This window comes from Pseudomonas sp. N-137, assembly GCF_034555295.1.
GTDB classification, from domain to species: Bacteria; Pseudomonadota; Gammaproteobacteria; order Pseudomonadales; family Pseudomonadaceae; genus Aquipseudomonas; species Aquipseudomonas rhizophila.
On sequence record NZ_JAXUDQ010000031.1, the window covers coordinates 118,973 to 133,495 of the forward strand.

A 14,523-nucleotide genomic window follows, 5' to 3' on the forward strand; every position below is an offset into this window, starting at 1 on the left:
AAAGCGGGTCGATGAAACTATTGTTGCAGCGCGCTACAGCGGTGTGCCGAGCAGCACATTTGTCGGTGAAAACGCGACGTGCACCGCAGAACCGGTAGCCAGGTTTCGCTCATGCAATTGGAGCGGATCGGCCAGGGCGCACAATGTCTGGCCGTTGGGCAGGCCGATACGCACTTCACTGGGGCCGTCTTCGGCGGCGGCAACCTGCTCGATCACGCCGCGCAACGTGTTGATTCCCGATTGCTCCGCTGACTCGATGGGGTGCAACTCCAACCAGCCGGCCTTGATCAGGGCCACCACTTCGGTGCCGATAGCCAGCTCCAGGCGTAAGGTGCTGTCATGGGTGATTTGCGCCTCGATGACCAGACCCCGGGCCAGTTCCAGGCGTACCCGGTCATTGTGGCCCTGGGCCTCGATCCCCAGGACTTTGCCATGCAGTTGATTGCGCGCGCTGGTGCGCAGCATCAAGCGACTGAGCAGGCCCAGATCCCCGGCGTCCTCGCTGGCTTCCAGTAACTGCGCCTGCAGCGCTTGCAAGCGCTGATACAGACGCAGCACGCGTTGCCCCTCCTCTGACAGCTTGGCGCCGCCACCGCCCCTGCCGCCGACGCTGCGATCCACCAGCGGCTGGTCCGCCAGGTTATTCAATTCGTCGATGGCATCCCACGCCGCCTTGTAGCTCAGGCCCGCGCTCTTGGCGGCGCGGGTGATCGAGCCTTGTTCGGCAATGTGCTGCAACAAGGCGATGCGTTGTGGGCGCCGGACGATGTGCTGGGTCAGGAGCGGGGGCAATGACATGATGGAGAACTGCGCCAAGGAATCATGAGCGGACGTTGGCGCCTCGCAGGCGGCGCGTCAAGCCGGCTCACCGGGTTTCGGCGTGCGGGCCAGGCAATACACATCGACCCGGGCGGCGCCGGCATCCAATAGTAGGCGAGCCAGCGCCTGGGCTGTGGCGCCGGTCGTGAGCACATCGTCGACCAACGCCAGATGACGGTTGCCGAGCACGGCGTCGGGTGTGATGGCAAAGGCTTGACGCAGGTTTCGGCGCCGGGCCCTGGCATCGAGTGCCTGCTGGGCGGGGGTGTCCAGGACGCGCCGCAGCAATTGTTCTTCGCAAGGGATCTTCAATGTCGCGCTGAGCCAGCGTGCAAGCATCGAGGCCTGATTGAAACCCCGTTGACGCAAGCGCCGATTGGCAAGCGGTACTGGCACCAGTGCGTCGGGTGGCTCCAGTCCTTCATTGAAGTGATGCTGCAGGGACTGCGCCAGCAGTTCGCCCATCAACCGACCGAGCGGCCATTTGGCCTGATGTTTGAAACGTGCGATCAGGCTGTCGATAGGAAAGTCGTAGGCCCATGGCGCCAGGACCCGCTCGAAGGCTGGCGGTTGAGTGGCGCACTGGCCACAACGCAGCCCGGCCATGGGCAGTGGCAAGGCGCAGATACTGCACTGGTCACCGAGCCAGGGCAGTTCGCTCTCGCAGGGGGTGCAAATGGGTTGGGGCGTATCGGTGGTTTCGCCACACAACAGACAAGATTGTTTGTTTTTTAACCAGATGTAAACCGGTCCATCGTATCGTGGTTGACAGCGCATGACTCTTCCTTAAATATGCCGAACATCCGTGTCGCGCCTGTGGGTATTCCATGTCCCCAGGTGCCAGCCAAGCATAATCAAGGAAATGCCCATGAGCGCCAGCACCACTGCCAACCTGCGTCATGACTGGTCTTTGGCCGAAGTCAAAGCTCTCTTCGTCCAGCCCTTCAATGACCTGTTGTTCCAGGCGCAGACCGTGCACCGCGCGCATTTCGACGCCAACCGCGTCCAGGTGTCCACGCTGCTGTCGATCAAGACCGGCGCCTGCCCGGAAGATTGCAAATATTGTCCGCAGTCCGGCCACTACAACACCGGGCTGGAAAAAGAAAAGTTGCTGGAAGTGCAGAAAGTCCTCGAAGAGGCCGCCCGTGCCAAGGCCATCGGCTCGACCCGTTTCTGCATGGGCGCGGCGTGGAAGCATCCGTCGGCCAAGGACATGCCTTATGTGCTGGAGATGGTCAAAGGCGTGAAGGCCATGGGCCTGGAGACCTGCATGACCCTGGGCCGCCTCGATCAGGACCAGACCCAGGCCCTGGCCCAGGCCGGCCTGGACTACTACAACCACAACCTCGACACGTCGCCGGAGTTCTACGGCAGCATCATCACCACTCGTACCTACAGCGAGCGTCTGCAAACCCTGGCTTACGTGCGAGATTCGGGGATGAAGATCTGCTCCGGCGGCATCCTGGGCATGGGCGAGTCCCTGGACGATCGCGCCAACCTGCTGATCCAGCTGGCGAACCTGCCGGAGCATCCGGAATCGGTGCCGATCAACATGCTGGTAAAAGTCGCCGGCACGCCACTGGAAAACGCCGAAGACGTCGATCCGTTCGATTTCATTCGCATGCTCGCCGTGGCGCGGATCCTGATGCCCCAGTCCCATGTACGCCTGTCCGCCGGCCGCGAAGCGATGAACGAACAGATGCAGGCCCTGGCATTTTTCGCCGGTGCCAACTCGATTTTTTATGGCGACAAACTCCTGACCACCGCCAACCCGCAAGCCGACAAGGACATGCAACTGTTCGCTCGCCTGGGCATCCAGCCGGAGGCCCGCGAAGAGCATGCTGACGAAGTGCATCAGGCGGCTATTGAACAGGCGCTGGTGGAGCAGAAGAGCAGCGAGCAGTTCTACAACGCCGCCCTCTGAGTTGACGCAAAAAAAATGTGGGAGCGAGCCTGCTCGCGATGGCGATGGAGCATTCAACATTTATGTTGACTGGCACGCCGCTATCGCGAGCAGGCTCGCTCCCACAGGGGGATCTCCTCCAGTCTTTAAATAGCGGTTCACCCCGAGGCCTGCATGCCCTTCGATCTCGCCGCACGCCTGACTGCCCGTCGTGCCGAAAACCTCTATCGCCAGCGCCCGCTGCTCGAAAGCCCGCAGGGGCCAGAGGTGGTGGTGGACGGCCAGCCGCTGCTGGCGTTCTGCAACAATGATTACCTGGGCCTGGCCAATCATCCGCAAGTGATCGAAGCCTGGCGCGCCGGTGCGGCGCGATGGGGCGTGGGTGGCGGTGCTTCCCATCTGGTGATCGGCCACAGCGGGCCTCATCATGCCCTGGAAGAAGCCCTGGCTGACTTGACTGGCCGCCCGCGGGCACTGCTGTTCACCACCGGCTACATGGCCAACCTTGGCGCTGTCACCGCACTGGTGGGGCAGGGTGATACGGTGCTGGAGGATCGACTCAACCACGCTTCGTTGCTCGACGCCGGGTTGCTGTCCGGCGCGCGCTTCAACCGTTACCTGCACAACGATGCCCAGAGCCTGGCCAACCGTCTGGAGAAAGCCACCGGCAATACGTTGGTGGTTACCGATGGTGTGTTCAGCATGGACGGTGACATCGCCGATCTGCCGGCCCTGGCCCGTGCAGCCAGGGCCAAGGGCGCCTGGCTGATGGTCGATGATGCCCACGGTTTCGGCCCGTTGGGGGCCAATGGCGGCGGGATCGTCGAACATTTTGGCCTGAGCCAGGATGACGTGCCGGTATTGGTCGGCACCCTGGGCAAAGCCTTCGGTACTGCCGGTGCTTTTGTCGCCGGCAGTGAAGACCTGATCGAAAGCCTGATCCAGTTCGCTCGTCCCTACATCTACACCACCAGTCAACCGCCGGCCCTGGCCTGCGCTACGCTCAAGAGCCTTGAGCTGCTGCGCAGCGAGCATTGGCGGCGCGAACATTTGCAGGTGCTGATCCGCCAGTTTCGCCACGGTGCCGAGCAGATCGGCCTGCAATTGATGGACAGTTTCACGCCGATCCAGCCGATCCTGATCGGCGATGCGGGGCGGGCGATGCGCTTGTCGCAGATGCTGCGTGAGCGGGGACTGATGGTCACTGCGATCCGCCCACCCACCGTGCCGGCCGGCAGCGCTCGTCTGCGCGTGACCTTGACCGCCGCTCACAGTGAGGCTCAGGTGCAGCTACTGCTGGAGGCATTGGCCGAGTGTTTTGCACAACTGGGACCGGAGCCAAGCCATGCGTGATCGACTGATATTGCTGCCTGGTTGGGGCTTGGGCGTTTCCCCGCTGGAGCCTCTGGCGGCTGCGCTGCAAGGGCTCGATGAACATCTGCGGGTCGAGATCGAGCCGTTGCCGGCACTGACCTCAAGCGACCTCAATGAATGGCTCGATGAGCTGGATGCCACATTGCCCCAGGATGCCTGGTTGGGTGGCTGGTCGCTGGGCGGCATGCTGGCCGGCGAGCTGGCGGCGCGTCGGGGCGAGCGCTGTTGCGGCTTGTTGACCCTGGCGAGCAACCCTTCTTTCGTGGCCCACGATCAATGGCCGAGCGCGATGGCCGGTGAAACCTTTGATGGGTTTCTCGCCGGGTGCGCCGCCGACCCGCGCCAGACCCTCAAGCGCTTCAGTTTGTTATGTGCCCAGGGTTGCAGCGATCCGCGCGGCTTGTCGCGATTGTTGCTGGCGGGTGCGCCAGTCACTTCGCCCAATGTGTTGATGGCCGGGCTCGAGCTGCTGGCGCAACTGGATACCCGCGCCGCCTTGCAGGGCTTCGGCGGCCCGCAGCTCCACGTGTTTGCCGGGCTCGACGCGCTGGTACCGGCTGAGGCAGCGGGTGAATTGCTGGTGTTGCTGCCCGATGTTGAAATCGGTCTGATCGAACAGACCGGCCACGGATTCCCTCTGGAAGACCCTCACGGTGTGGCGGGGGCGATTCAGGCTTTTTTGCATGAGTCCGATGATGACTGATTTGTCTGTTGCCAAATTGCCCGGTGCCTTGCCGGACAAGCGCCAGGTGGCGGCCTCGTTTTCCCGGGCGGCGACCAGTTACGACAGCGTGGCCGAGCTGCAGCGCGACGTAGGCCAGCAGTTGCTGGACCGGCTGCCTGCTTCGATCATGCCTGAGCGCTGGATGGACCTGGGTTGTGGCACCGGCTATTTCACGAGGGCGCTGGGTACGCGCTTCGGCGAGGTGACCGGGTTGGCGCTGGATATCGCCGAAGGTATGCTCAACCATGCTCGCCCTCAGGGCGGGGCTGCGCACTTTATAGCCGGTGATGCCGAGCGGTTGCCCTTGCAGGCCTCCAGTTGCGATCTGGTGTTCTCCAGCCTGGCGGTGCAGTGGTGCGCGGATTTTGCCTCGGTGTTGAACGAAGTCCATCGGGTTTTGAAACCCGGTGGCGTGTTTGCCTTTACAAGCCTTTGCGTCGGCACGTTGTACGAACTGCGCGACAGCTGGCGTCAGGTGGATGGCCTGGTGCACGTCAACCGTTTTCGCGGGTTCGAAACGTATCAACAGCTATGTGAGGCCAGCGGGCTGAACGTTATCAGCCTGGAAAACCGTCCCCATGTGATGTATTACCCGGACGTGCGCGGTCTGACCCATGAATTGAAAGCCCTCGGCGCCCACAATCTGAACCCCGGCCGGCCCGGCGGGTTGACGGGCAGGGCGCGGATCCTCGCACTGGTTGACGCTTACGAACAGTTTCGTCAGGTACAGGGTTTGCCCGCGACCTACCGGGTGGTTTACGCCGTGCTGGAGAAACCGCTATGAGCCAGGCTTATTTCATCACCGGTACCGACACCGACGTGGGCAAAACCACCGTCGCGGCTGGCCTGCTGCATGCTGCGCGACAGGCTGGCATGAGCACCGCCGCGGGTAAGCCCGTGGCCTCTGGTTGTGAAGTAACGCCCAAGGGCCTGCGCAACGCCGATGCCTTGGCGCTGTTGGCCGAATGCTCGGTGCCGCTTGAGTATGCCCAGGTCAATCCGGTGGCGTTCGAGCCGGCCATCGCGCCTCACCTGGCCGCTCGGGAAGCCGGCGTGGCCTTGACTGTGCAATCGTTGCTGGGGCCGATGCGTGAAGTGTTGGCCTTGGAGGCCGATTTCACTCTGATCGAAGGCGCGGGCGGCTGGCGCGTTCCGCTGGCCGATCAGGACAACCTCTCGGACTTGGCGATGGCGCTGGGGCTACCGGTGATCCTGGTGGTGGGCGTGCGCCTGGGCTGCATCAGCCACGCCCTGTTGACCGCCGAGGCCATCGCCCGGGACGGCCTGCAACTGGCGGGTTGGGTGGCCAATATCATCGACCCCAAGACATCGCGGCTGGAAGAAAATCTGGCGACCCTGGCCGAACGCCTGCCGGCGCCGTGCTTGGGGCGTGTGCCGAGAATCAAGGGCATCACCGCCGAAGCCGTGGCTGCGCATCTGCACCTGGATTTGCTGGACTACTAAGGTTTTCACTATGACAAGGCACTGTGCCATTAGTGTTTTTGTCGGGTCTTTTCCCCAGGCTTCTGTTTCAATGTCCGCTGTCTACCCTTCAAGAAGACGAGTTCTGCCATGGAAATCTCAGGAAATACCGCGTTCTATGCCGGTCTGAGCACTATTCAGACAGGGCAGAACCGTGTCGATCAGGCCTCGAGCCAGATTGCCAACAATACAATCGAGCGTTCGGTCACCAGTCAGTCGTCCGAACTGCAAGTCGATCGTTTGCGGTCGGTGGATCGCAGCCAGCAATCGGACTTGGCCAGCAACATGGTTGAAATGTCCCAGGGCAAGTTTCAGGTCGAACTGGGCGTGAACGTGGCCAAGGCTTCCGATGAAATGCTCGGTACGTTGATCGACACTTTCGCCTGATTCTCTACCTCAGGTTTGCCTGAACGCCGCGATTATTCGCGGCGTTTTCGTCTCTAACTCCTTCTGGCTCAACTAATCTTTTCCTACGGACGCTGTGAGTGTTTCGCTGCGGTGAATTGCTGTGCCTGGGATTTTTTCCGGGACGATGACGAACGGCAAAAGATCGACGCTTGACAAGATTTAGGCGTAAACGTATGTTTCAAACAACTGTTTGACCGTCACAATAAATCCATGCGGTCGTTCATTCCCGGTTACATCAGCAGAGGTTTATCGCTATGCCTGACTACAAGGCCCCCTTGCGTGATATTCGCTTCGTTCGTGACGAACTGCTTGGCTATGAAGCGCACTATCAGAGCCTTCCGGCTTGCCAGGACGCAACGCCAGACATGGTTGACGCCATTCTTGAAGAAGGCGCCAAGTTTTGTGAGCAGGTGCTGGCACCGCTGAACCGTGTGGGCGACATCGAGGGCTGCACCTGGAGCGAATCCGGTGTGAAGACCCCGAGCGGCTTCAAGGAAGCCTACAAGCAATTCGTCGAAGGCGGCTGGCCAAGCCTGGCCCACGACGTTGAGCATGGTGGTCAAGGCCTGCCGGAGTCCCTGGGCCTGGCGGTCAGCGAGATGGTCGGCGAAGCCAACTGGTCGTGGGGCATGTACCCAGGCCTGTCCCATGGCGCGATGAACACTATTTCCGAGCACGGTACGCCCGAGCAGCAAGAGGCCTACCTGACCAAGCTGGTTTCCGGCGAATGGACCGGGACCATGTGCCTGACCGAGCCGCACTGCGGCACTGACCTGGGCATGCTGCGCACCAAGGCCGAGCCTCAGGCCGACGGTTCGTACAAGGTCAGCGGCACCAAGATCTTCATTTCGGCCGGCGAACACGACATGGCCGACAACATCGTCCACATCGTTCTGGCACGCCTGCCAGACGCACCGGCCGGTACCAAAGGTATTTCGCTGTTCATCGTTCCCAAGTTCCTGCCTAACGCCGACGGCTCCATCGGTCAGCGCAATGCGGTGAGCTGCGGTTCGCTGGAACACAAGATGGGCATCCACGGCAACGCCACTTGCGTGATGAACTTTGACGCGGCCACCGGTTTCCTGATTGGCCCGGCGAACAAAGGCTTGAACTGCATGTTCACCTTCATGAACACCGCACGCCTGGGCACCGCGCTGCAAGGTCTGGCTCATGCCGAAATCGGTTTCCAGGGTGGCCTGAAGTACGCCCGTGACCGTCTGCAAATGCGTTCCCTGACTGGCCCGAAAGCGCCGGACAAGGCTGCCGACCCGATCATCGTGCACCCCGACGTGCGTCGCATGCTGCTGACCATGAAGGCCTTCGCCGAAGGTAACCGGGCGATGGTTTACTTCACTGCCAAGCAAGTGGACATCGTCAAGTACGGCGTCGATGAAGAAGAGAAGAAAAAAGCCGATGCACTGCTGGCGTTCATGACGCCGATCGCCAAGGCGTTCATGACTGAAGTCGGCTTCGAATCGGCCAACCACGGCGTGCAGATTTATGGCGGTCACGGTTTCATCGCTGAGTGGGGCATGGAGCAGAACGTTCGCGACAGCCGCATTTCGATGCTGTACGAAGGCACCACCGGCATCCAGGCCCTCGACCTGCTGGGCCGCAAAGTGCTGATGACCCAGGGCGAAGCGCTCAAGGGCTTCACCAAGATCGTTCACAAGTTCTGCCAAAGCAACGAAGGCAACGACGCGGTCAAAGAGTTCGTAGAACCTCTGGCTGCGCTGAACAAGGAATGGGGCGAGCTGACCATGAAGGTCGGTATGGCGGCCATGAAAGACCGCGAAGAAGTTGGCGCGGCCTCGGTGGATTACCTGATGTACTCCGGTTACGCCTGCCTGGCCTACTTCTGGGCTGACATGGCGCGCCTGGCGGCGGAAAAACTCGCCGCCGGCACCACCGAAGAAGCTTTCTACACCGCCAAGCTGCAGACCGCGCGCTTCTACTTCCAGCGCATCCTGCCACGCACCCGCACTCACGTGGCAACCATGTTGTCGGGCGCCAACAACCTGATGGACATGAAAGAAGAAGACTTCGCACTGGGTTACTAAGCCTTACGCGGTTCTTCTAAAAAAGCCGCTGCTTCCTTCGGGAGCAGCGGCTTTTTCATGCTCGCTGCAAATCCCACATTGGAATGTTCAATAGCCACAAAATATGTATCCACCGCGGGCCCTTGTGGGAGCGAGCTTGCTCGCGATAGTGGTGTGTCAGCCCATGGAGATGTCTATTGAACAAACGCCATCGCGAGCAAGCTCGCTCCCACACAGATCAACAGTGATCCTGAAACAATATTCATCCAACCCAACCCTAAGAAAACCGTTCCCTCTGCCGTTACAGCGATGGCAGTGTGACATCTGTCACATCTTGCGTGCCTTACTACTCCAGTTGCAGGCACAATGCCATCTTCGCTCAGCCCGGTCGGAGCTTTACCCTTGCCGCGTTCTTCCGCTGTACGTCTCAGTCATTTCCTACCATCATTGGTGCTATTGCTGGCGGGGCTTGCGGCTGCCTACGTCAAGGATCTCAATGTCTTTTTCACCTCCCTGTTCAACGTTCTTCCTACATTGGTGTTGTTGCTCGGAGGGGCGTACTGCGCCGTTTACCGACGTCAGCGTGAGCTGTTTCTGATGATCACGGTGTACATCGCCTATTTCCTGCTGGACACCCAGACCGACTTCTATCGCGACAACGGCAAGGTGCGCGATGACGCAGCGGTGGTGTTTCACCTCGTCTGCCTGTTGTTGCCGCTGTTATTTGGCCTGTTCGCCGCGTGGCAGGAGCGGACTCATTTGTTCCAGGACATGGTGGCGCGGTTCGCGGTGCTGCTGATCTTTGGAAGCGTGGCGCTGGCCCTGGAGCAAAGTTTTCCCCAGGCACTGCTGTTGTGGCTTTCGGAGATCCGCTGGCCAGCGTTGCACGGTGCCTGGATGAGCCTGATCCAGTTGTCCTACCCGGTGTTCATCGCCGCCTTTGTGTTGCTGGCCTGGCAATACTGGCGCCATCCGCGACCGTTGCATGCCGCGCAATTGGTGGGTTTGCTCGGCGTGTTCTGGATGTTGCCCAAGACCTTCATCCTGCCATTCACCCTGAACATCATGTGCAGCCAGGTGATGCTGATGATCGCGGCGGCGGTCGCCCACGAGGCTTATCAGATGGCGTTCCGTGACGAACTGACCGGCCTGCCGGGGCGTCGGGCACTGAATGAGCGCATGCAGCGCCTGGGTCGCAATTATGTCTTGGCGATGAGCGACGTGGACCATTTCAAGAAATTCAATGACACCCACGGCCACGACGTGGGCGACCAGGTGTTGCGTCTGGTCGCCAGCAAACTGTCGAAAATCAGCGGTGGCGGTAGGGCTTATCGCTACGGTGGAGAGGAATTTGCGCTGGTATTCGCAGGAAAAACCATCGAAGAGTGCATGCCTCATCTGGAAGTCATTCGCGAATCCATCGCGAACTACAGCATCCAGCTACGCAATCCCGACAGTCGTCCCCAGGATGATCAACAAGGTCGCCAGCGTCGTGCCGGTGCCGGGGCATCCAGTGTATCGGTGACGGTCAGCATCGGTGTGGCCGAGCGCATCGAACAGCGCACCCCCGAAGAAGTGCTCAAATCCGCTGACCAGGCTCTCTACAACGCCAAGGGAGCCGGGCGTAACTGTGTGATTGCCTATGGGCAGAACCGTCGCGGTGCGGTGCGCATGGAAGCGGCCGCGGGTTGAGTGATGATGGCGCATTCAGCGTCTGGACTGTGATTGTGAGCCTCGGTGGCCGGCAGTAGGTTTGAACGACCTGTTACCGGAGAAGACCACCATGCCCGAGTACAAAGCCCCGCTGCGCGACATGCGCTTTCTGATCGATCACGTCTTCGATTTCCCTGGCCGCTATGCCGAACTGGGCGCCAGCGATGCCAGCCCGGACATGGTCAGCGCGATCCTCGAGGAAGGCGCCAGGTTCTGTGAGAATGTGCTGGCGCCGCTCAATCGCTCCGGTGACGAAGAAGGCTGCCATTTCGACAACGGCGTGGTCACCACGCCTACAGGCTTCAAGCAGGCGTTCGCACAGTACGTGGAGGGCGGCTGGCACGGCCTGGCGGCGGACCCGACTTACGGCGGCCAAGGATTGCCCAGTTCCCTGGGCCTGGTCATCAGCGAAATGGTCGGCTCTAGCAACACCTCCTGGGGCATGTACCCGGGCCTGACCCATGGTGCGATGTCGGCCATTCATGCCCACGGCACCGAAGAGCAGAAACAGGCCTACCTCACCAAGCTCACGGCCGGTCAATGGACCGGCACGATGTGCCTCACCGAAGCCCATTGCGGCACGGACCTGGGCATCATCAAGACCCGAGCCTTGCCTCAGGCCGATGGCAGCTACGCGATTACCGGCAGCAAGATTTTCATTTCCGCCGGCGAACACGACATGAGCGACAACATCATTCACTTGGTGCTCGCCAAACTGCCGGATGCGCCTGCCGGGACCAAAGGTATCTCGCTGTTCATCGTGCCCAAGTTCCTGCCAGACGCCAGTGGCGAAGCGGGACCGCGCAATGGCGTCTCCTGCGGCTCGATCGAGCACAAGATGGGCATCAAGGCGTCCGCCACCTGCGTGCTTAATTTCGACGGGGCCAAGGGATTCTTGATCGGCGAGCCGAACAAGGGTCTGAACTGCATGTTCACCATGATGAACCATGCCCGGCTGGGCACCGGCATGCAGGGCCTGTGCCTCGGGGAAGCGAGCTTCCAGGGCGCGATCAAATATGCCAACGACCGTTTGCAGATGCGCTCGCTGACCGGCCCCAAGGCGCCGGAAAAAGCCGCCGATCCGATCATCGTCCACCCCGATGTGCGCCGGATGTTGCTGACCATGAAAGCCTTCAACGAGGGCAACCGGGCGCTGACTTACTTCACCGCGCAACTGCTGGATATCGCACACCTGAGCAGCGACGAAACCGCCCGCCAGGAGGCCGAAGACCTGCTGGCGTTCCTCACCCCGATCTGCAAGGCTTTCATGACCGATACTGGCCTGGAAGTGACCAACCACGGCATGCAGGTGTTTGGCGGCCATGGTTTCATTCGTGAGTGGGGCATGGAACAGCTGGTGCGCGACTGCCGTATTGCGCCGATCTATGAAGGCACCAACGGCATCCAGGCCTTGGATCTATTGGGGCGCAAGGTGCTGGGCAGCCAGGGCAAGTTGCTGCGAGGGTTCACCAAAATCGTCCATAAGTTCTGCGCCGCCAACGCTGAACATCCACGGCTCAAGGATTACGTCGCGCAACTCAACGGGCTCAACCAGCAATGGGGCGAACTGACCACCCGGGTTGGCATGGCGGCCATGAAGAACCCCGATGAAGTCGGCGCCGCTTCGGTGGACTATCTGATGTACAGCGGTTACATCATCCTGGCCTATCTGTGGTTGCGCATGGCGTTGGTGGCCCAGGCGCAACTGGATGCAGGCGAAGGTGACGCTGATTTCTGCCGGGGCAAACTGGCGACCTGTGAGTTTTACTTCAAGCGCCTGCTGCCAAGGACCGCTGCCCATCGGGCCGCGGTTGAGGCGGGGAGCGATTGCTTGATGAAGCTGCCGGCGGAGTTGTTTGCCCTCTGATGTGAGGGGGACAAAGATCGCAGGCTTCGCCAGCGCCTACAGACGTGCGCATATTCCCTGTAGGAACTGGCGAAGCCTGCGATCTTTTCTTTGGTGACTAAAAATAACAAAACAGTCACTGGCTGACCCTATGTGTCGCAAAAGTTGTTGGGGTACACTCAGGCCACTGCAAAAACCGTTTTCTTACGAACCAATTGTTTAGATCTTGCGAGGTTTGCCATGGCTGACTACAAAGCGCCCCTGCGCGATATGCGCTTCGTCCTCAATGAAGTGTTCGAGGTCGCGAAGCTCTGGGCTCAACTGCCGGCGCTGGCCGAGACCGTAGACGCTGAAACCGTCGAGGCGATCCTTGAGGAAGCCGGCAAAGTCACCAGCAAAAGCGTTGCCCCCCTCAGCCGTGCAGCTGACGAAGAAGGTTGCCACTGGGCTGACGGTGCCGTCACCACGCCAGCCGGTTTCCCACAGGCCTACAAGACTTACGCTGAAGGCGGCTGGGTCGGTGTCGGTGGTGATCCGACCTACGGCGGCATGGGCATGCCCAAGGCTGTTTCGGCTCAGGTCGAAGAAATGGTCAACTCCGCCAGCCTGTCCTTCGGCCTGTACCCCATGCTGACCGCCGGGGCTTGCCTGTCGATCAATGCTCACGCCAGTGAAGAGCTGAAAGCAGCCTACCTGCCGAACATGTACGCCGGCGTCTGGGCTGGTTCCATGTGCCTGACTGAGCCGCATGCCGGTACGGACCTGGGCATCATTCGCACCAAGGCCGAACCTCAGGCCGATGGTTCCTACAAGGTCAGCGGCACCAAGATCTTCATTACTGGCGGCGAACACGACCTCACCGAAAACATCATCCACCTGGTGCTGGCAAAGTTGCCGGACGCACCGGCAGGCCCTAAAGGCATCTCGCTGTTCCTGGTGCCCAAGTTCCTGGTCAATGCCGACGGCAGCCTGGGGGCGCGTAACGCGGCCAATTGCGGGTCGATCGAACACAAGATGGGCATCCAGGCGTCCGCCACCTGTGTGATGAACTTCGACGACGCCGTGGGTTATCTGGTCGGCGAGCCGAACAAAGGCCTGGCGGCGATGTTCACCATGATGAACTACGAGCGTTTGGGTGTGGGTATCCAGGGCCTGGCCACCGGTGAGCGCTCCTACCAGAACGCCATCGAATACGCCCGTGACCGCCTGCAAAGTCGTTCGCCAACCGGTGCGCAGAACAAAGACAAAGTCGCTGACCCGATCATCGTCCACCCGGACGTGCGCCGGATGTTGCTGACCATGAAAGCTTCGAACGAAGGTGGCCGGGCATTTTCCACCTACGTGGCGATGCAACTGGACACCGCCAAGTTCAGCGAAGACCCGGCCACCCGCAAGCGTGCCGAAGATCTGGTGGCCTTGCTGACCCCGGTGGCGAAGGCGTTCCTGACTGATCTGGGACTGGAAACCACTGTCCATGGCCAGCAGATTTTCGGCGGCCACGGCTACATTCGCGAATGGGGTCAGGAGCAACTGGTGCGTGACGTGCGCATCACCCAGATCTACGAAGGCACCAACGGTATCCAGGCGCTGGACCTGGTAGGGCGCAAGATCGTCGGCAGTGGCGGGGTGTTCTACAAGCTGTTCGCTGACGAAATCCGCCACTTCACGGCTACCGCGAGCAGTGATCTGGCCGAGTTCACCAAGCCGTTGAACGACGCTGTCGGTACGCTGGATGAGCTGACCGAATGGCTGCTGGACCGGGCGAAAAGCAACCCGAACGAAATCGGCGCGGCTTCGGTGGAATACCTCCAGGCGTTCGGCTACACCGCCTACGCCTATATGTGGGCACTGATGGCCAAGGCGGCCTTGGGCAAAGAAGCGCAGGATGATTTCTATGCGAGCAAACTGGGCACGGCGCGGTTCTACTTCGCCCGTCTGCTGCCGCGCATCCACTCCCTGAGTGCCTCGGTGAAGGCGGGTAGCGAGTCACTGTTCCTGCTGGACGCTGGGCAGTTTTGAAATCTGACGGCGTGTAAGCAAATGCTTACACGCCGTGCTGGCGTTTTCCCTCTATCGGCTGATTGGATCCAGAGCTAATCTACTTCACATGGACGTCGCGCAGGATGCGCAAAGCAAAAACACGGACACGTAGGATTCTGCCAGGATGGCGGAGCGAAATGGATGTCAGGGAAACAGTCTGCAAAGCCCCGCTTCG

12 protein-coding genes are annotated in these 14,523 nt (G+C 60.6%); 10 read left to right on the forward strand and 2 right to left on the reverse strand.

Annotated features, from left to right (window positions below; genetic code table 11):
• Positions 1-33 precede the first annotated feature (33 nt).
• Positions 34-798, reverse strand: a complete 765-nt coding sequence (locus tag T3A99_RS26180; protein WP_305466883.1) for a TOBE domain-containing protein — start codon at positions 796-798, stop codon at positions 34-36.
• A 57-nt stretch (positions 799-855) separates the two neighbouring features.
• On the reverse strand, positions 856-1,596 hold the full coding sequence (locus tag T3A99_RS26185; RefSeq protein WP_047228118.1) for a double zinc ribbon domain-containing protein: 741 nt from the start codon (positions 1,594-1,596) through the stop codon (positions 856-858).
• A 91-nt stretch (positions 1,597-1,687) separates the two neighbouring features.
• Here T3A99_RS26185 and bioB point away from each other — a divergent pair, with 91 nt between their 5' ends.
• The 10 genes from bioB (at position 1,688) to T3A99_RS26235 (ending at position 14,327) form a co-directional block, all read left to right on the forward strand.
• Positions 1,688-2,743 (forward strand): biotin synthase BioB, encoded by a 1,056-nt coding sequence (gene bioB / locus T3A99_RS26190; RefSeq protein ID WP_076383416.1) that lies wholly within the window; start codon positions 1,688-1,690, stop codon positions 2,741-2,743.
• A gap of 153 nt (positions 2,744-2,896) precedes the next feature.
• Positions 2,897-4,075: an 8-amino-7-oxononanoate synthase gene (bioF, locus tag T3A99_RS26195; protein ID WP_047228116.1), complete on the forward strand. Its 1,179-nt coding sequence runs from the start codon at positions 2,897-2,899 to the stop codon at positions 4,073-4,075.
• The gene (locus T3A99_RS26200) at positions 4,068-4,799 is read left to right on the forward strand and encodes an alpha/beta fold hydrolase (RefSeq protein WP_047228115.1); all 732 of its coding nucleotides are present in this window, start codon (positions 4,068-4,070) and stop codon (positions 4,797-4,799) included. Before bioF ends, T3A99_RS26200 begins: the two co-directional genes overlap by 8 nt.
• On the forward strand, positions 4,792-5,604 hold the full coding sequence (bioC, locus tag T3A99_RS26205; protein WP_047228114.1) for a malonyl-ACP O-methyltransferase BioC: 813 nt from the start codon (positions 4,792-4,794) through the stop codon (positions 5,602-5,604). Before T3A99_RS26200 ends, bioC begins: the two co-directional genes overlap by 8 nt.
• Entirely contained in the window at positions 5,601-6,284 is a 684-nt protein-coding gene (bioD, locus tag T3A99_RS26210; RefSeq protein WP_047228113.1) for a dethiobiotin synthase, read from the forward strand. Before bioC ends, bioD begins: the two co-directional genes overlap by 4 nt.
• Positions 6,285-6,392: 108 nt before the next feature.
• On the forward strand, positions 6,393-6,689 hold the full coding sequence (locus tag T3A99_RS26215; RefSeq protein ID WP_047228112.1) for a hypothetical protein: 297 nt from the start codon (positions 6,393-6,395) through the stop codon (positions 6,687-6,689).
• A 275-nt stretch (positions 6,690-6,964) separates the two neighbouring features.
• Entirely contained in the window at positions 6,965-8,770 is a 1,806-nt protein-coding gene (locus T3A99_RS26220; protein WP_047228111.1) for a phenylacyl-CoA dehydrogenase, read from the forward strand.
• A gap of 381 nt (positions 8,771-9,151) precedes the next feature.
• Positions 9,152-10,441, forward strand: a complete 1,290-nt coding sequence (locus tag T3A99_RS26225; protein WP_047228110.1) for a GGDEF domain-containing protein — start codon at positions 9,152-9,154, stop codon at positions 10,439-10,441.
• A 91-nt stretch (positions 10,442-10,532) separates the two neighbouring features.
• A complete protein-coding gene (locus T3A99_RS26230; protein WP_274090696.1) occupies positions 10,533-12,329 on the forward strand; it encodes an acyl-CoA dehydrogenase C-terminal domain-containing protein in 1,797 nt (598 codons plus the stop codon).
• Between the two features lie 219 nt (positions 12,330-12,548).
• Positions 12,549-14,327, forward strand: coding sequence for an acyl-CoA dehydrogenase C-terminal domain-containing protein (locus T3A99_RS26235; protein WP_047228108.1), 1,779 nt, complete (start codon positions 12,549-12,551; stop codon positions 14,325-14,327).
• Positions 14,328-14,523: the final 196 nt, after the last annotated feature.